At 74.5% G+C, this 16,228-nt stretch carries 17 protein-coding genes; 9 read left to right on the top strand and 8 right to left on the bottom strand.

Features of this window, described 5'->3' with window-relative positions; all coding sequences use genetic code 11:
* Positions 1-37 precede the first annotated feature (37 nt).
* Positions 38-577 (top strand): GNAT family N-acetyltransferase, encoded by a 540-nt coding sequence (locus tag A2CP1_RS03515; protein ID WP_012632093.1) that lies wholly within the window; start codon positions 38-40, stop codon positions 575-577.
* A gap of 104 nt (positions 578-681) precedes the next feature.
* On the opposite strand, the gene A2CP1_RS03510 is transcribed toward A2CP1_RS03515, so the two are convergent.
* The 8 genes from A2CP1_RS03510 to A2CP1_RS03475 form a co-directional block, all read right to left on the bottom strand.
* Positions 682-2,187: a cellulose synthase family protein gene (locus A2CP1_RS03510; RefSeq protein WP_012632092.1), complete on the bottom strand. Its 1,506-nt coding sequence runs from the start codon at positions 2,185-2,187 to the stop codon at positions 682-684.
* Positions 2,188-2,505: 318 nt separating this feature from the next.
* Complete coding sequence (locus A2CP1_RS03505; RefSeq protein WP_012632091.1) at positions 2,506-3,819, bottom strand: S41 family peptidase; 1,314 nt, start codon at positions 3,817-3,819, stop codon at positions 2,506-2,508.
* A gap of 28 nt (positions 3,820-3,847) precedes the next feature.
* Positions 3,848-4,966 carry a murein hydrolase activator EnvC family protein gene (locus A2CP1_RS03500; RefSeq protein WP_012632090.1) on the bottom strand — a complete coding sequence of 373 codons (1,119 nt, stop codon included), beginning with the start codon at positions 4,964-4,966 and terminating at the stop codon, positions 3,848-3,850.
* Between the two features lie 9 nt (positions 4,967-4,975).
* The gene (locus A2CP1_RS03495) at positions 4,976-5,860 is read right to left on the bottom strand and encodes a cell division protein FtsX (RefSeq protein WP_012632089.1); all 885 of its coding nucleotides are present in this window, start codon (positions 5,858-5,860) and stop codon (positions 4,976-4,978) included.
* A gap of 3 nt (positions 5,861-5,863) precedes the next feature.
* Positions 5,864-6,568, bottom strand: coding sequence for a cell division ATP-binding protein FtsE (gene ftsE / locus A2CP1_RS03490; protein ID WP_012632088.1), 705 nt, complete (start codon positions 6,566-6,568; stop codon positions 5,864-5,866).
* 40 nt (positions 6,569-6,608) lie between these two features.
* Positions 6,609-7,154 (bottom strand): RomY N-terminal domain-containing regulatory protein, encoded by a 546-nt coding sequence (locus tag A2CP1_RS03485; RefSeq protein WP_011419724.1) that lies wholly within the window; start codon positions 7,152-7,154, stop codon positions 6,609-6,611.
* Positions 7,155-7,259: 105 nt separating this feature from the next.
* Positions 7,260-8,039, bottom strand: a complete 780-nt coding sequence (murI, locus tag A2CP1_RS03480; RefSeq protein ID WP_012524766.1) for a glutamate racemase — start codon at positions 8,037-8,039, stop codon at positions 7,260-7,262.
* A 119-nt stretch (positions 8,040-8,158) separates the two neighbouring features.
* On the bottom strand, positions 8,159-8,959 hold the full coding sequence (locus A2CP1_RS03475; protein ID WP_012632087.1) for a hypothetical protein: 801 nt from the start codon (positions 8,957-8,959) through the stop codon (positions 8,159-8,161).
* 321 nt (positions 8,960-9,280) lie between these two features.
* On the opposite strand from A2CP1_RS03475, the gene A2CP1_RS03470 reads away from it, so the two are divergent.
* The 8 genes from A2CP1_RS03470 to A2CP1_RS03435 all read left to right on the top strand — a co-directional run bounded on the left by A2CP1_RS03470 (position 9,281) and on the right by A2CP1_RS03435 (position 16,120).
* Positions 9,281-10,024, top strand: a complete 744-nt coding sequence (locus A2CP1_RS03470) for a MotA/TolQ/ExbB proton channel family protein (protein WP_011419721.1) — start codon at positions 9,281-9,283, stop codon at positions 10,022-10,024.
* Positions 10,025-10,040: 16 nt separating this feature from the next.
* Positions 10,041-10,493: a protein TolR gene (gene tolR / locus A2CP1_RS03465; RefSeq protein WP_011419720.1), complete on the top strand. Its 453-nt coding sequence runs from the start codon at positions 10,041-10,043 to the stop codon at positions 10,491-10,493.
* Positions 10,490-11,260, top strand: a complete 771-nt coding sequence (locus tag A2CP1_RS03460; protein WP_012632086.1) for an energy transducer TonB — start codon at positions 10,490-10,492, stop codon at positions 11,258-11,260. Before tolR ends, A2CP1_RS03460 begins: the two co-directional genes overlap by 4 nt.
* A gap of 17 nt (positions 11,261-11,277) precedes the next feature.
* On the top strand, positions 11,278-12,582 hold the full coding sequence (gene tolB / locus A2CP1_RS03455; protein ID WP_012632085.1) for a Tol-Pal system beta propeller repeat protein TolB: 1,305 nt from the start codon (positions 11,278-11,280) through the stop codon (positions 12,580-12,582).
* 11 nt (positions 12,583-12,593) lie between these two features.
* The gene (locus tag A2CP1_RS03450) at positions 12,594-13,511 is read left to right on the top strand and encodes a Ppx/GppA phosphatase family protein (RefSeq protein ID WP_012632084.1); all 918 of its coding nucleotides are present in this window, start codon (positions 12,594-12,596) and stop codon (positions 13,509-13,511) included.
* A gap of 25 nt (positions 13,512-13,536) precedes the next feature.
* On the top strand, positions 13,537-14,154 hold the full coding sequence (locus tag A2CP1_RS03445; protein WP_012632083.1) for a class I SAM-dependent methyltransferase: 618 nt from the start codon (positions 13,537-13,539) through the stop codon (positions 14,152-14,154).
* A gap of 332 nt (positions 14,155-14,486) precedes the next feature.
* Positions 14,487-15,347, top strand: a complete 861-nt coding sequence (locus tag A2CP1_RS03440; protein WP_012632082.1) for a C-GCAxxG-C-C family (seleno)protein — start codon at positions 14,487-14,489, stop codon at positions 15,345-15,347.
* Between the two features lie 119 nt (positions 15,348-15,466).
* The gene (locus tag A2CP1_RS03435; RefSeq protein ID WP_012632081.1) at positions 15,467-16,120 is read left to right on the top strand and encodes an HAD-IB family phosphatase; all 654 of its coding nucleotides are present in this window, start codon (positions 15,467-15,469) and stop codon (positions 16,118-16,120) included.
* The last annotated feature ends 108 nt before the right edge of the window (positions 16,121-16,228 follow it).

Raw genomic sequence — 16,228 nt, 5'->3', positions numbered from 1 at the left:
CCAGTCACCTCGACGCACCACGTCGACGGAGGTCCCCATGACACCGGTGCACGGAACCCAGGGCGCGGGCCCGGGCGATGAGCTCGCGCCGCTCGACGGACCGCGGCTGCGCGCCGTGGCCGCCACGCGCGCGCACGCCGCGCAGATCCAGTCCTGCTTCCAGGGCGCGCCGGACTACTTCGTGCGCACCGAGGGCGGGCCGGCCGGCGCGGACGCGGCGGAGCGGCTGCTCGCGGAGGCCGAGGCGGATCCGGAGCGCCGCGTCTACGCGCTCGTCCCGCACACGGGAGGGCCCGCCGTCGGGGTCCTCGACCTGTACCTGAACCACCCCGAGCCCGGCACCGCGCACGTGGGCCTGCTGCTGTTCCGCGAGGCGTGCCAGGGCCTCGGCTACGGCAAGGAGACCACCGCCGCGCTCGAGCACGTCCTGGCGCGCTCCGGCTTCCGCGCGCTGCGCCTGTCGGTGGGCGACGAGAACCCCGGCGCGCGCGCGTTCTGGGAGCGGCTCGGCTTCGCCGAGGTGGGCCGGCTGGACCGCGGGATCGCGGTGTTCGAGAAGCCGCTGGAGCCCGCCTAGCGCGCCGCCCTTCGACGAGCTCAGGGCGAGCGGATCGAAGGCCCGCTCCTCCTGAGCCTGCCGAAGGACGCCCGTCGTGCTTCGCGGACCCGCCGGGCGGGCCGCTACTCCGGCGAGGGCTGCGGCGAGAGCACGCGGACCCAGCGCCCGACGCGGCCGCGCAGGCCCTCGTAGACGCTGGCCAGGCCGACGTAGCCGAAGCCCACCTGGAACAGCAGCAGGAACGGCAGCGAGTAGTAGACCTCGCGCTCGATCAGGTACATCACGCCGTAGGTCATGTAGGCCGCGAGGGCCAGCTCGACGATGGGCTGGAACGTGACCGCCGCCTTGTACCGCTTGCGCGTCACCGACTCGCCCGCCGAGGCGACGCCGTGCTTGGGCGTGCGGGTGAAGGCGGTCTCGTAGCCCATGAGCGCCTCGACCACCGCGCGCGCCTGGTTCACCGACAGGCCGATGCCGATCGCCATCACCATGGGCAGGTACTTGATCTGCTGCCAGGTGGTGCGGCCCTGCTCGCGCTGGCTGGCCGCGTAGAACGCCACCACGCTGAAGGTGGCGGCGGCGAAGAACGGGATGTCGAGGAACAGCACCTCGTACCAGCCGTGGGAGACGCGCACCACCACCGTGATCGGCAGCAGGATCGCCAGCGGGATCATCAGCAGGTAGGCGAGGTTCGCGGTGAGGTGCATCACCGCCTCGCGCTTCACCTCGCGCGGCAGATCCGCGTCGAGCAGCCGCGGCAGGACCTTGAGCGCGGTCTGGATCGAGCCCTTCGCCCAGCGGTGCTGCTGGCTCTTGAACGCGTTCATCTCCACCGGCAGCTCGGCCGGCGTGACGATCTGCGGCACGTAGACGAACTGCCAGCCCTTCATCTGCGTGCGGTAGGAGAGGTCCAGGTCCTCGGTGAGCGTGTCGTGCTGCCAGCCGCCGCCCGAGGCGATGGCCTCGCGCCGCCAGATCCCCGCGGTGCCGTTGAAGTTGAAGAAGCGGCCGGAGCGGTTGCGCGCGGTGTGCTCGATGACGAAGTGCCCGTCGAGCAGGATGGCCTGGACCTGGGTGAGCAGCGAGTAGCCGCGGTTCAGGTGGCCCCAGCGCGCCTGGACCATGCCGACCTTCGGGTCGGTGAAGAAGTCCACGGTGCGCCGCAGGAAGTGCGGATCCGGGATGAAGTCCGCGTCGAAGACCGCCACGAACTCGCCCATGGCGGTCTTCAGCCCGTTCTCCAGCGCGCCCGCCTTGAAGCCGCTGCGGTCGGTGCGGTGGATGTAGACGATGTCGAGCCCCTCGGCCCGGACGCGATCCACGCAGGCGCGGGCGATGCCCTGGGTCTCGTCGGTCGAGTCGTCGAGGACCTGCACCTCGAGGAGCTCGCGCGGATAGTCGATCTTCGCGACGGCGCCGATGAGCCGCTCCGTCACGTACATCTCGTTGAAGATCGGGAGCTGGATGGTGACGCGCGGCAGCTGCTCGAACCGGTCCTTCGGCGTGGGGAGCCGGTACTTGTGCCGGTAGTACAGGTACGCCATCGCGTAGCGATGGGACCCGTAGATCGAGAGGATGCAGAGCAGCAGTGCGTACCCGACGACGACCGAGAGCTCGAGTGAAGTCATCTTGACGTGTGTGTGCGCCGGTGGGCGCCTCCGGAGAGGGCCGCGAATCGCAATCTGCGGGCCAGGGCGTCGCCCCTCCGTCTCCGGAAGGATTGGCGCGGACTATAGCCTTCCGTACCGCGAAGTCAATTCATGAAAAGGTGCGCACCGACAAGGGAAAACCACATCCGCCCGCCCCGCGCGGCGCGGCCCGCGAAAGGCGTGCAACCGCGCCTGGGTGCACGTTCTGCGTGCAGGGTCGACCCGGACCGCGACACCGCTGCCACGCCGGGCTCGGAGGACCGAGCCTGCACGCTCCGTGGAGTCCCTACCCCGTGCTCACTGCCGCTTCGGGGCGATCGCGGTGCTCCGCGCGCCCGGGCCACCCCGGAGGACGTCCGTCGCGCGCAGGTAGTCCAGCGCGGTCCGGAGCTGGAAGTCCTCGGGCACGGCGGGCGCCGGGACCGAGGCGGGCACCGGCGCCGCCTCGTTGCGGAGGTGCCGCTTCAGGTCGCGCTCCGCCGGCGCGGGCTGCGCCGGGGCCGCCGGGGCGGTCTCGGCGACCACCACGTCCGGGGAGATGCCCAGCTCCTGGATGGAGCGGTGGCTGGGCGTGTAGTACCGCGCCACGGTCAGCTTCAGGCCCGAGCCGTCCTCCAGCTCGATGATGGTCTGCACGGACCCCTTGCCGTAGGTCTGCGTGCCCATCACCACCGCGCGCCCGTTGTCCTGGAGCGCGCCGGCCAGGATCTCGCTCGCGCTGGCGGTCCCGCGGTTCACCAGGACGATCATCGGGTAGCCCGGCTCGGTCCCCTTGGGCCGCGCGCGCTGCACCTCGACCTCGCGCCGGTCGCGCCCCTCGGTGCTGACGATGACGCCCTCGGCGAGGAACGCGTCCGCCACCCGCACCGCCTGGTCGAGCAGGCCGCCCGGATTGTTGCGCAGGTCGAGCACCAGCCCGCGGATCTCACCGCCCAGCGCGGCCCGACCGTCGGCGAGCGCCCTCGCCAGCGCGCGGTCGGTGCGCTCCTGGAACGCCTTCACGCGCACGTACACGTACCCGCGCCCGGCGTCGAGCACCCGCAGGTCCACGCTCTGGGTGCGGACCCGCTCGCGCACCAGCGTGAGCCGCTGCGGCGCCGTGAACCCGGCGCGGTCGACCTCCAGCACCACCTGGGACCCGGGCGCGCCCTTCATGCGCCGGATCGCCCCGGACAGCCCCAGCTCGCGCGTCGAGGCCCCGTCGATGGACAGGATCCGGTCGCCCGGCCGGAGCCCGGCGCGCTCACCGGGGGACTCCGCCGTGGGCGACACGACGGTGAGCACGCCGTCCTCGAGCGCGACCTCCAGGCCGAGCCCGTCGAACTCGCCGGTGGTCTCGTCGCGGAGCTGCTCGAACACCTCCGGCCGCATGAACGCGGAGTGCGCGTCGAGCTTCGCCATCATGCCGTCGATGGCGCCGTACACGAGCTCCCGCTCGTCCACCGGCTCGAGGTACGAGCTCTCCACGTGACCGAGCACGTCGGCGAACACGTCGAGCGCGCGGTAGGGCCGGGACGCGGCGCGGCGCGCCGCCGAGGCGGAGCGGTCCGCGACCAGGCCGGCGAAGAACGCGATCGCCAGGGCGGCGACGAGGGCGAGGCGGCGCATCATCGGGGCGAGTCTACCAGGGGGGCCGGGATCACGGCGCGAGCCATGGTCGCGGGTCCACCGGGCGTCCCTTCTCGCGGAGCTCGAAGTACAGGTACGGCCCCTTCAGCGAGCCGGTGTCGCCCACCGTCCCCAGCACGGCGCCGGCGGGCACGTCCTCTCCCATGGCGGTGCGCATCGAGGCGAGGTGGGCCACCAGCGTGTGGTAGCCGTCCCCGTGGTCCACGATGACGATGTTGCCGTAGCCCTTGAACCACCCGGCGTGGACCACGCGCCCCGGCGCGACCGCACGGACCGGCGCGCCCGCCGGCGCGTCCACGTCGAGGCCGTTCTGCACGGTGACCGTGTTGAAGCGCGGGTTCACCACCTTGCCGAAGCCGACCGTCACGTGGCCGGCGACCGGCAGCGGCAGCCGGCCCCGGCGCGCGGCGAAGCCCTCGGGCAGCGCACCGCCGCTGCGCGGGGGCGGCAGCGTCGCGACGAACTCGGCGAGCCGGCGCTGCTGCACGACCGCCTCGGCCGCGGCGCGCTCGTGGAACCCGCGGGCGGTGCGCAGGGCCGCGAGCAGCGTCTCCCGCTCCTCGCGGAGCGCGGCGGCGTCCTCGCGCCGCTCCGCCGCCTCCTTCGCCAGGGCCGCGAGGCGCCCCGCCTCGCGCTGCCGGGCCGCGCGCGCCCGCTCGCGCGCGTCGCGCGCCGCGTCGGCCTCGGCGAGCAGCGCCACGTCGTGCGAGAGGATCCGCTCCATGAGCCAGCGGCGCTTCACCAGGTCCGCGAGCGACCGGCTGGAGCTCAGGAGCTGCAGCTCCCCGGTGCGCCCGAGCCGCTCGCGCGCCGCGAGCCGCGGCCGCAGCTCGGCGAGCCGCGCCTGCATGCGCGCCTGCGCGGCCGCCTCCTCCTCCCGCGCCTGCGCCAGCGCGGCCTCGGCCCCGGCCCGGGCGGCCTCGGCCCGCCGCGCCTCCGCGGCCGCCGCGGCGAGCGCCGCCTCCGACTCGGCCAGCGTGTCGAGCACCGAGCGCTCCTGCTGCGCCAGCATGCGCGCGGCGGCCTCCTCGGCGCGGCGCCGCCCCTCGAGCGCGTCGAGCTGCGCGCGGGGGCCGCCGGCGGCGAGCGCGAGCGCGAAGGCGATGCCGAGCGACGCGGAGGGGACCACGGCTCGGCCTCACAGGCGGCGCAGCGTGCGCGCCACCGAGAGCGCGCTGCCGAGCAGGCCCACCGCGGCGCCGGCCGCGAGCAGGCCGAGGAGGAGCGCCGGGGGGAGCACGTCGCCGAGGCGGAGCGCGCGCGCCGCGTCGACCGCCGCGCCGAGCCGCGGCAGGAGCGCCGCGTGCAGCGCCGCCAGCGCCCCCACCGCCAGCCCGCCGCCGAGCAGGCCCTGCAGCACCCCCTCGATCAGGAACGGCGCCGACACGAACGCGTCGGTGGCGCCCACCAGCTTCATGATCTCGATCTCGTCGCGGCGCGCGAACACCGCCAGCCGCAGCGTGTTCGAGACCAGCACCGCGGCGGCGAGCGCCAGCGCCGCGAACAGCGCCACCGCCGCGATCCGGGCGCGGCCGAGGAACCGCTCCAGCCGCTCCAGCCAGGCGGTGCCGTAGTCCACCTCGGCCACCCCCGGCAGCGCCCGCAGCCGCCCGGCCAGCCCGCGCGCCTCCGCGAGCGAGATCCCCGGCGCCGAGACCTCCACCGCGTCCGGCAGCACGCCCGGGCCCACGCCCTCCAGCACCCGGCCCTGCTCGCCCAGCTCGGCGGCGAGCCCGCGCAGCGCCTCGGCCCCGGTGACGGCCGTGACGGCGCGCCCGGGCGCGACCGCCGCCGCCGCGTCGCGCACCGCCGCCAGGTCGGCGCCCGGCGCCAGGTACGCGGAGATGCGGACCTCCCCGGCCCAGGCCGCGAGCAGCCGCTCCGCGCCGCCGAGGGCCGCCGCGAGCAGTCCGATCGAGAACAGCGCCACGAAGATCGTCGCGATCCCCACCAGCGCCACGTAGGGCCCGCGCACCAGCGCCTCGACGGCGCGCCGCGTGAAGTAGACGGGGCGGAGCGGCACCGGTCAGCCCCCCGCCCCCGCGCCGGCGCCCGGGGCGCGGCGGATCGAGTCGCCGTCCGAGACCAGGCGCCCGCGCTCCAGCAGCACCACCCGCCGCTTGTAGCGCTCGAGCAGCGAGCGATCGTGCGTCGCGACCAGCACGGTCGTGCCGCGCGCGTTCGCGTCGGCGAGCAGCTGCATCACCTCGAGCGTGCGCTCCGGGTCGAGGTTGCCGGTGGGCTCGTCGGCCAGCAGCAGCGCCGGGGCCGGCGCGAGCGCGCGCGCGACCGCGACCCGCTGCTGCTCGCCGCCCGAGAGCGACGGCGGGAACTTCTCGGCCCGGTGCTCGAGCCCCACCGAGCGGAGCAGCTGCTTCACCCGCCGCCGGATCTCCTTGTCCGGCATGGCCTGCACCTCGAGCGGCAGGGCCACGTTCTCGGCCACGGTCCGCTGCGGCAGGAGCTTGAAGTCCTGGAACACCACCCCGATGTTGCGGCGCAGGTAGGGCACCGCGCGCGCGCCGATCTTCGCCACGTTCTTGCCGAACAGCAGGAGCTGCCCGCTGGTGGGCGCCTCGTCGCAGAACACCAGCTTCAGCAGGGTGGACTTGCCCGCGCCCGACGGTCCGGTGAGGAACACGAACTCGCCCTTGTCCAGCTCGAGCGTCACGTCCTGGAGCGCGGGCCCGTCGCCCGGGTACTCCTTGGTGACGTGGAACAGCTGGATCACGGACGCTCCCGGGCCGGCGTGGGGAGTGCCGGACGCGACGTCACTTCCGCTCGCCGAGATCCTCGGCGAGGTACGAAAGGATCACCTCGTCGAGGCTGCGCTCGCTGATCAGGTCCTCGCCGAACAGCGTCTCGGCGCCGTCGTTGCGGAGCGCCGGCGCGGGCTGCTGGCGCGCGGCGAGCACCTCCGGCGGGAGCTGGGCGCCGCGCGGCGCGGGCATGGTCATGCCGGGCTGGAGCCGGACCGTACGGCCGTCGGCCTCGATCTGCCCGGGCTGGAACGCCTGCGCCTGCTGCGCGCTCGCGGCGTCGATGTCGTCGTACACGCCGTTGATGAGGTTGCGCAGCATCTCCTTGTGCTGCTCCTCCATCAGCTCGCGCACCACCTGCGCCAGGTTCTCGGCGGCGACGATGTCGGCGTAGGAGGTCTTCTTCGAGGCGAGGATGTTCCCGCCCACGAACAGGTGCGTGATGATGTGGGGGTTGTCCAGGCCCGAGTCCTCGGTCTGGATGTGGTACATCTTCCCCTTGTGCTTGATGTTGTGGTTGAAGCCCACAACCATCTTCTTGCTGGCGTCGGCACCCATCGCGAGGCGGGACTGTACCGCCGGCGCCCCCCTGCCATCAAGCGCGCCCCCGTCGAAATCCCCTGACGCTGCGGTGAGCTAGCTCGCCCACCCGGCGCGGCACGCTCACACGTCGACGTGCTCGGCGGATTCCACCGTCCGTCCGAGGAAGCGGCCCGCCACGCCCAGGAAGCGCTCGGGCACGTCGGTCACGAGGAACCGGTGCACGCCGCTCCGGCCGGCCACGGCCGGGATCCGCGCGCGGACCTCCTCGGCGATCGCGTCGGCGCTGTCGACCAGCCGCACCTCGGGAAGCGCGCGGGCGATCGCCTCGCGGAGCAGCGGGTAGTGCGTGCAGCCCAGCACCAGCGTGTCGATGGCGGCGTCGCGCAGCGGGTCGAGGTACCGGCGGACCACCCCGCGCACCACCTCGTCGTCCGGATCCGTCCACCCCTCCTCCGCGAGCGGGACGAACAGCGGGCACGCCCGGGCCACCACCTCCGCGCCGGGGCGCTCGCGCAGGATCGCCGCCTGGTAGGCGCCGCTCGCCACGGTCCCCTGCGTGCCGATCACGCCGATGCGGCCGGTCCGGGAGGCCTTCGCCGCGACGCGGGCGCCGGGCTCCACCACGCCCAGCACCGGGACGGGCAGCTCGGCGCGGAGCGCCGGCAGCGCCACCGCGGAGGCGGTGTTGCAGGCCACGACGAGCAGGTCGATCTCGCGGCGCGCCAGCACCCGCGCGTTCCGGAGCGAGTACTGGGTCACCGTCTCGGCGGACTTGGTGCCGTACGGCACGCGGGCCGTGTCGCCGAGGTAGACGGTGTCCGCGGAGGGGAGCGCTGCGAGGATGGCGCGCTGGACGGTGAGCCCGCCGACGCCGGAGTCGAAGATGCCGATGCGTGACACGGCGCGGAGTCTACTCCGGTAGCCCCCCGCGCGCTCGCCCGCCGTGCCGGCCCCCGGGCGACGGAGCGCGGGCCCCGTCGCCAGGGCCCGCGCTCGGGACGGCTCGGATGGCCGTGTGCCTACGGCAACGTGGTGGCGGGGCCCTTCGGCGCGCGACGGGCCGGCGGCGGGGCCGCGGCGCGGGCGGGGCAGTAGGAGGCGCTGTCCGCCAGCGCGACCGAGAGCGTCGAGATGGCGGCCGGGGTGACGCTGAAGTTGGTCGCGCTGCAGTTCGCCGCCGTCGGCACCCACGCGCCGCCCGAGAACACCGCCTCCTCGGTGCGGGTGAGCGTGAACGCGCCGGCCGGGAGGGTGAACACGATGCCGTTGGGATCGCCGCACGCGTACAGGGCCGGGTTCGGGCTGGCCTCGTCCACCTGGGCGGCGACCACCCCGGCGATGGCGTCGTAGACCGAGAAGAACAGGTACGAGCCGGCGGTGCAGACGTTGGTGGGCGTGAAGGAGTACGCGAGGTCGAACGTCCCCTCGGCCGGCTGCACGGGCACCCGCGTGTCCCCGCAGTCGTACGGGGTCACCGAGCGCTCGTCGCGGAGCAGGATGGTCGAGCCGTCGGCGGCGATGCCCTCGACGGTGACGAGGTGGGTCCCCGCCGGAACGTAGGTGATGGTCGCGCCGCCATCGCCACAGAGCCAGCCGCCGCTCTCGGGCCCCTGCACGCGCTGGTCGTTCATGTAGATGTCGACGTACGCGACGCCGGCGCCGCGGCAGTCGGTCTGCGCGCCGTTGGCGAGCATGAAGCTCGGCCACTCGATGGTCATGGTCCGGTCGGCGTCCACGCAGGAGTAGCCGCCGTTGTCGGTGGACACGGTGCAGCCGGCGACCAGGGCGGAGGCGGCGAGCAGAAGGGCGAGGCGTCTCATCGGAAGGTCCTCCAGCGTGGGCTCCGGACCGCGACGGGGCCGGGCATCTCGGAAATGAGCAACGGACGTGCCATCCCCCTGACGGCCGAAGCGCCGGGATTATGCACGTCCGAGGGCGCGATCAGGGGTGAACCCGGCGCACGGCCGTGGCGCCGGGACCACGGTTCGCGGGTGGGACATGTCGGTGCCGCCTCGGGAGGGGAAACGGCCCGCCGGGCGTTTACTGTCGAGCGCCCCGGATCCCGAGGAGAATGGGGGGTCGGGGAGAGGCGCAGCCGAGCGGGCGCGTCCATGCTAGAGAACCCCTTTCCCGACCTGCACATGACCGAACTCGCCCTCTCGCAGCTCCTGCCCTCCGCCGGCGTGCCCCTCGCGGCCGCGGGCGGCCTCAACTACCTCGAGATCGCCACCAACTCCGGGCCCGTCGGCATCGGCGTGCTGGCGCTCCTGCTCGGCGCCTCCGCGGTGTCGTGGGCCATCATCGTCAAGAAGTGGCTCCAGATCCGGCGCGCGCAGGACCAGTCGGTGAAGTTCCTCGAGACCTTCTGGCAGTCCAAGCGGCTCGACGCCATCTACCAGGCGGCGGAGTCGCTGGGCGCGTCGCCGCTGTCGCACGTGTTCCGGGCGGGCTACGTCGAGCTCTCGAAGGTGACGGCGCGCAAGAACGAGGGCGACCCGGGCGCCATGAGCGACCAGCTCGGCGGCATCGAGAACGTCGAGCGCGCGCTGAAGCGGGCCGCGGCCTCGGAGGTCACCGCGCTCGAGCGCCAGGTGCCGTTCCTGGGCACCACCGCCAGCGCCGCCCCGTTCGTCGGCCTGTTCGGCACGGTGTGGGGCATCATGCGCGCGTTCCACGAGATCTACCTGATGGGCAACGCGAACCTGGCCACGGTGGCGAAGCCCATCTCCGAGGCGCTCATCGCCACCGCGGTCGGCCTGTTCGCCGCCATCCCGGCGGTGGTCGCCTACAACTTCTTCCTGTCGAAGATCCGCGTGCTCGACAGCGAGATGACCAACTTCTCGAACGACTTCCTGAACATCGTTCGGCGGCACTTCTTCAGCTAGGGAGCGAGCCGTGGCGATGTCCTCCGGCGGCTCGGGCCGCCAGTCCCTCACCGAGATCAACGTCACGCCGCTCGTGGACGTGATGCTGGTGCTGCTCATCATCTTCATGGTGACCGCGCCGCTCATCCAGCAGGGCGTCGAGGTGAACCTGCCCGACGCGCGCGCCAAGGCGGTCGAGGCGCAGGAGCAGAAGCTCGTCCTCTCGATCAAGTCGGACAAGAGCCTGTGGCTCGGCACCACCGAGGACGCCGCCCACGTGCCCTACGACGAGCTCGAGGACAAGCTGCGCGCCAACTCGCGCGCGCAGAAGGAGCACGAGCTGTACCTCATGGCCGACAAGACGCTGCCCTACGGCTTCGTGGTGGACGTGATGGCCACCGTGCAGCGCGCCGGGATCGTGAACGTGGGGATGATCACCAACCCCGCGCCGGAGCGGGTGAAGCCCGAGCGGGAGGCCCGCAGGCGATGAGCATCCCGGTCGCGACCGCCCTCGGGCGGCGGGACAGGATGTGGCCGGCGGTGCTGGCCTCGCTGATGGTCCACGCCGGGCTCATCACCTGGGCGCTGGTGCGCCAGCAGGGCCCCGCCATCGACCTCGAGCAGAAGCCCATCGTGGCGAAGCTCGTGCGCCTCGGCGAGAAGCGGCCGGAGCAGTGGCTGCCGCGCAAGGAGACGCCGCCGGAGCCGGCCGCGGCCGAGCCCATGCCGGCGGTCGCGACCGCGCCGGCGGCCCCGACCCCCGCGCCGCCGGCGCCCGCAGCGCCGGTCCCCGGCTCGAAGCCCTCGCCGGTCCCGCCCGCGCCCCGGCCGCCCGCCCGCACCGGCCCGACCACGGCCGGGAGCAGCACCTCGGTCGCGTCGATGCTCTCGCGCGTGAAGCAGCAGGTCGAGCGCGAGCGCTGGGGCGACCCCGAGGGCGACCCGGCCGGCGACGCCTCCGAGGCCGGCGAGGGCGACCGCTACCTCGCGCTGGTGAAGCGGGCGCTGCAGGAGAACTACCGCGTCCCGGCCACCATCTCCGAGCGCGACCGCATGTACCTGAAGGGCACGGTGGTCCTCTGGATCGAGCCCGACGGGAACATCGCGCGCTGGCGCATCGAGAAGTCGTCCGGCAACGGCGCGTTCGACGACGCGCTGGAGCGGACCGTCCGACAGACCCGCCTCCCCCCTCCGCCCGACGCGCAGCGGCAGCTGTACCGCTCGACCGGGCTCGCCATCGTCTTCGAGATCGGCTGATCTCCCGGAGCCCCGCCATGACCGTCCGCCGTGCCCTCGCCCTCGCCGCGCTCGCGCTGGCCGTCTCCCCCGCGCTCGCCGCGCAGGAGCGCCCCACCATCGTGGTCGGCTCGCCCGACTTCCGCCCGCTGCCCATCGCGGTGGCGGCGTTCCAGGGCGAGGGCGACGCCGGCGCCGCCGCGACCCAGACCGCGGAGGTGGTGCGCGCCGACCTGGTGCTGTCGGGCCTGTTCGACGTGCTCGACCCGCGGGGCTTCCTCGCCGATCCGTCGGAGGGCTTCGCGGCGCCGTCGATCCGGTTCGCGCGCTGGGCCGACGTGGGCGCGGACGGCCTCGCCAAGGCGCGCGTGCGCCGCGGACCGGCCGGCCTGGAGGGCGAGCTCCACCTGTACGAGGTCCGCGCCGGGCGCGAGGTGCTGGTGAAGCTGCTGCGCGTGGACGGCGCCGACGCGCGCTCGCTCGCCCACCGGATGGCCGACGAGATCGTGCGCTACTACACGCGCGAGCCCGGCATCTTCGCGACGCGCATCGCCGCGATCCGCCGCGGCCGCGGCACCTGGGAGCTCGTGACGCAGGACATGGACGGCGGGAACCAGCAGGTCCTGCTGTCCGAGCGGAGCATCCTCATGTCGCCGGCGTGGCGCCCGGACGGCCGCGAGATCCTGGTCACCAGCTACCGGTCCGGCCGGCCGGAGCTGTGGGCCTACCGCTTCTCCGACCGCGCGTTCCGCCCGCTGGGCCGCCACCGCAACGCGTTCGGCGGCGTGTACTCGCCCGACGGCTCCCGCATCGCGTTCACCGTCAGCGAAGGCAACGTCACCGATCTCTGGGTGATGTCCGCCGACGGCGCCGGCGCGCGCAAGCTCACCAGCGACCCCGCCATCGACGTGTCGCCCACCTGGTCGCCCGACGGCCGCCGCATCGCGTTCGTCTCCGATCGCTCCGGCACCCCGCAGATCTACGTGATGGGCGCGGACGGCTCGGGCGCGCGGCGCCTGACGTTCCAGGGCAACTACAACCAGACGCCGCAGTGGAGCCCTCGCGGCGACCTGATCGCGTTCACCGCGCGCGACGAGCGCAAGGTGTTCGACGTGTTCGTGGTGTCGCCGGACTCGGGCGCCATCAACCGCATCACCCAGGACCAGGGGCGCACCAACGAGGAGCCGTCCTGGGCGCCCAACGGCCGGCTCATGATCTTCCGCACCGACCGGAACGGCGGGATCCAGCTGGTCGTGTCGGACGCGCGCGGCGACCGCCAGACGCCGGTGACGAGCGGCAAGACCGACCTGGCCGCGCCGGCCTGGGGCCCGCTGGCGCCGTAGGCGGGGACGGCATGGCCGGGCGGCTCGCCTCGATCGACGTCGGCACCAACACGGTGCTGCTGCTCGTGGCGGAGCGGCGCGGCGACGCGCTCGCGCCGGTGCGGGAGCGCGCCGAGATCACCCGGCTCGGCCGCGGCGTGGACGCGACCGGACGCCTCGATCCGGCCGCCATCCGCGAGACCGTGGCCACGCTGGCGGCGTTCGCGGCGGAGGCCCGGGCGCTCGGCGCCGACGAGATCGCCTGCGTCGCCACCAGCGCCGCCCGCGACGCCGCGAACGGCGACGAGTTCTTCGAGGCGGCGCGCGCCGCGGCGGGGCTCTCGCCGCGGGTCATCTCCGGCGACGAGGAGGCGCGCCTGGTCTACGGCAGCGCCTTCCGCGACTTCGGCGCGGGCGGGCCGCTCGCGGTGCTCGACGTGGGCGGGGGCTCGACCGAGTTCATCGTGGGCGAGGACCCCGTGCCGCGCGCGCGCGTGAGCCTGCAGGTGGGCGCGGTCCGGCTCACCGAGCGGCACGTGCGCGCCGATCCGGTGCGGGCCGAGGAGCTCGCGGCGATGCGCGCCGGGGCGCGCGCGGCGCTCGCGCCGCTCGCCGCGCTGGGCGCGGGCGCCGGCGCGCGGCTGGTCGGCGTGGCGGGCACGGTGACCACCCTCTCGGCCGTGGCGCAGGCGCTGCCCGCCTACGACGCGGAGCGCGTGCACGGGGCGGAGCTCCGGCTCGAGGAGGTGGAGCGGCTGCTCGCGCGCCTCGCGGCGCTGCCGGTGGCGGCGCGCGCGGCGCTGCCCGGGATGGAGCCGAAGCGGGCCGACGTGATCCTGGGCGGCGCGGTGGTGGTCGCGGAGGCGATGCGCCTCGCGGGCTTCGACCGGCTGACGGTCTCGGACCGCGGCGTGCGCTGGGGGCTGCTCTACGAGCTCGCCGGTCCGTGACGGCGCCGCCCGGCTCTACGCGGCGGTGGCCTTCGGGCCGGCCGCGGCGGTGTACGCGTTCCTGGTCGACCAGCCTGCGTGGCGCGAGGACTGCCGCGCGCTCGGCGCGCTGGTCCCGGGCCCGCGGGTGCTGGATCTCGGGATCGGCCCGGGCACCGGCGCGGTGGAGATGGCCCGCGCCGCGCCCGGCACGCGGCACGTCGGGCTGGACCGCTCCGCCACGATGCTCCGACGCGCCGCGCGGGCGGCGCGCGCCGGCGCGGTGACGCTCCCGCTGGTGCGCGGCGACGCGCTCCGGCTCCCGGTTCGCGACGGCGCCCTGGACGGCGCCACCGGCCACAGCGTCCTGTACCTGCTCCCCGATCCTGCGGCCGCGCTGGAGGAGCTCCACCGCGCGCTGCGGCCCGGTGGCCGCGTGGCGTTCCTCGAGCCGCGCCGCCAGGGCGCGCCGCTCGCCGCGACGCTCACCGGTGGTCCGCGGTTCGCGGCCGCGATGATCCTGTGGCGGGCGATGTCGCGGCTCCACCGTCGGTACGACGAGGCGGAGCTCGCGTCGCTGCTCTCGCGCGCCGGGTTCGCGGGCGCGCGCGCCTGGCCGGTGCTCGGCGGCCACGGCGTGATGGCGACGGCCGAGCGCGCCTGACGCGCGGGCCCGCCGCCCGGCGCGACCTCCCGTTCCACCCCCACGGCGTTGCGCGCCGGCGCGCACGCGGCGCCCGGACGCACCGCGACCGCGGCGGTCGGTCGCGGCGCTGCGGCACGGGCGCGCAGCACGCGCGCCAACAGTGCGTTCCCACATGCACGACCTAGCGCCGCGCGCCGCGTCCGATCGTCGCGCGCGCGCATTCGACGCAGGGTACGCCGTCCCGGCTTGCGTACCATCGCCGCAACCCGGACAGAGCGCATCCACCCCCGCGCTTGCCCCCGGACGCGACCCGAGACGGGCCGCTCCCAACCCCCACGGAGGAATGGACGATGGAGAAGGAAAACCTCGGTCGGCGGCAAGTGCTCGCGGTCATCGGCGGCGCGCTTGCCCTCGGCGGCCTGCAGGCCTGCGGTGACGACGACAACGACGGGACGACCACGCCGCCCGAGCAGCCGGCGACGGGGCCGCAGGTCGCGGACTACCCGTACGACCAGCACATCGCCGCGACGTACCAGATCGATCCGGCCAAGGTCCGCGAGCTCGCGTACCAGGCGTACTACAACGGCGGCTGCTGCCACGGCGCGTTCAGCGGCCTCATCGATCACCTGAGCGAGACGGTGGGCCAGCCGTTCAACCTGATCCCCCGCACGTTCGGCCAGTTCGGCGCGGGCGGCATCGCCGGCTACGGCAGCATCTGCGGCTCGATCCTCGGCGGCATCCTCATCATCAACTCGATCGTCTCCAAGGCCGACGTCCGCACCAACATGCTGACCGACCTGATGCGCTGGTACGAGCGCGAGTCGTTCCCGAAGTACGTGCCGGTGACCATCGCGCCGAACGAGGCCGGCAAGACCACGCTCGACTTCACGAACGTCGCCGCGCTGCAGGTGGTCCCGGGCTCGCACCTCTGCCACGCGTCGGTGTCCACCTGGTGCGCCGCCAACGGGGTCTCCACGAAGAGCGCGGACAAGCTCGCGCGCTGCTCGCGCCTGACGGCCGACGTGGCCGGCAAGGTGGCCGAGATGCTGAACGCGTACCTGTCCACCGGGACGTACGCGGGCCCGGCGGCCATCGACGACGTGTCGGCGGGCTGCCTCGGCTGCCACGGCCCGGCCACCACGGTCAGGCCGGTGGCGTCGGGCATGTCCTGCACGTCCTGCCACTCCGACAAGACGACCGGGCACCCGTAGCCGCCCGCCGTCTCTGCACCAGAGGGCCCGGTCGCGCTCGCGGCCGGGCCCTTTCGCGTCTCCACCGCCGCGGGCCGGCTGGCGGCGGGCGCCCCGGCCTGATAAGAGACGCGTCCCGCATGCGCGCACCCTGGGCCATCGTCTGCGACTTCGACGGAACGGCGCTCACCGAGGACCTCGGCGATCAGGTCGCGTTCCACTTCGCCGGCGTGGACGCCTACCGCGCCGCGGAGGACCGTTACCGCGCCGGCGAGCTCGACTTCGGGCGCCTCCTGCAGGCCGTCTTCGGCCCGATCCGCGCGAGCCGCGCCGAGATCGCCGCGTTCGCCCGCGCGCGCGCCGCCTGGCGCCCGGGGTTCGAGGACTTCCTCGACGCCTGCCGCCGCGGAGGCCGGCCATTCCTGGTGGTCTCGTCCGGCCTCGACGCCTACATCGAGCCGGTGCTCGAGGGGCTGCCGCCGGCGCTGCGCGCGCACGTGGAGCTGCGCGCGAACCGCGCCGCCTGCGGCGAGGACGGGCTGCGCGTCGGCTTCCACGGCGCGGACTGCGGGTTCTGCGGCTTCTGCAAGGGCGACGTGGTGCGCGAGCTCCAGGCCGCCGGGCACAAGGTGGCGGTGTGCGGGGACGGCACCGGCGACCGCCACGCCGCCGACGCCGCCGACCACGTGTTCGCGCGCGCCGGCTCCTCGCTGGTGCGCTACTGCGCCGAGCAGGGCATCCGCCACGACGTGTTCGAGACGTTCGGCGAGGTGATGGCGCGGTTCCCGGCCTGAGCGCCGCCTCCAGCGAGGCGCGTCCCGGGCCCTGTGCCGAACGCGCGCTGCGCTGCGCTCCGGCGCGAACGCCCGGATCGCCTCTGGCGGCCTGACGTGGACGGGAGG

Source organism: Anaeromyxobacter dehalogenans 2CP-1, assembly GCF_000022145.1.
Taxonomy (GTDB): domain Bacteria; phylum Myxococcota; class Myxococcia; order Myxococcales; family Anaeromyxobacteraceae; genus Anaeromyxobacter; species Anaeromyxobacter dehalogenans.
Note: the sequence above shows the minus strand (reverse complement) of the source record. Positions and strands in the feature narration are given on the sequence as shown.

Coding starts and splice junctions, on each gene's coding strand:
- A2CP1_RS03515 (WP_012632093.1), top strand. CDS start 38: ATGACACCGGTGCACGGAACCCAGGGCGCGGGCCCGGGCGATGAGCTC.
- A2CP1_RS03510 (WP_012632092.1), bottom strand. CDS start 2,187: ATGACTTCACTCGAGCTCTCGGTCGTCGTCGGGTACGCACTGCTGCTC.
- A2CP1_RS03505 (WP_012632091.1), bottom strand. CDS start 3,819: ATGATGCGCCGCCTCGCCCTCGTCGCCGCCCTGGCGATCGCGTTCTTC.
- A2CP1_RS03485 (WP_011419724.1), bottom strand. CDS start 7,154: ATGGGTGCCGACGCCAGCAAGAAGATGGTTGTGGGCTTCAACCACAAC.
- A2CP1_RS03475 (WP_012632087.1), bottom strand. CDS start 8,959: ATGAGACGCCTCGCCCTTCTGCTCGCCGCCTCCGCCCTGGTCGCCGGC.
- A2CP1_RS03470 (WP_011419721.1), top strand. CDS start 9,281: ATGACCGAACTCGCCCTCTCGCAGCTCCTGCCCTCCGCCGGCGTGCCC.
- tolR (WP_011419720.1), top strand. CDS start 10,041: ATGTCCTCCGGCGGCTCGGGCCGCCAGTCCCTCACCGAGATCAACGTC.
- A2CP1_RS03460 (WP_012632086.1), top strand. CDS start 10,490: ATGAGCATCCCGGTCGCGACCGCCCTCGGGCGGCGGGACAGGATGTGG.
- tolB (WP_012632085.1), top strand. CDS start 11,278: ATGACCGTCCGCCGTGCCCTCGCCCTCGCCGCGCTCGCGCTGGCCGTC.
- A2CP1_RS03450 (WP_012632084.1), top strand. CDS start 12,594: ATGGCCGGGCGGCTCGCCTCGATCGACGTCGGCACCAACACGGTGCTG.
- A2CP1_RS03440 (WP_012632082.1), top strand. CDS start 14,487: ATGGAGAAGGAAAACCTCGGTCGGCGGCAAGTGCTCGCGGTCATCGGC.
- A2CP1_RS03435 (WP_012632081.1), top strand. CDS start 15,467: ATGCGCGCACCCTGGGCCATCGTCTGCGACTTCGACGGAACGGCGCTC.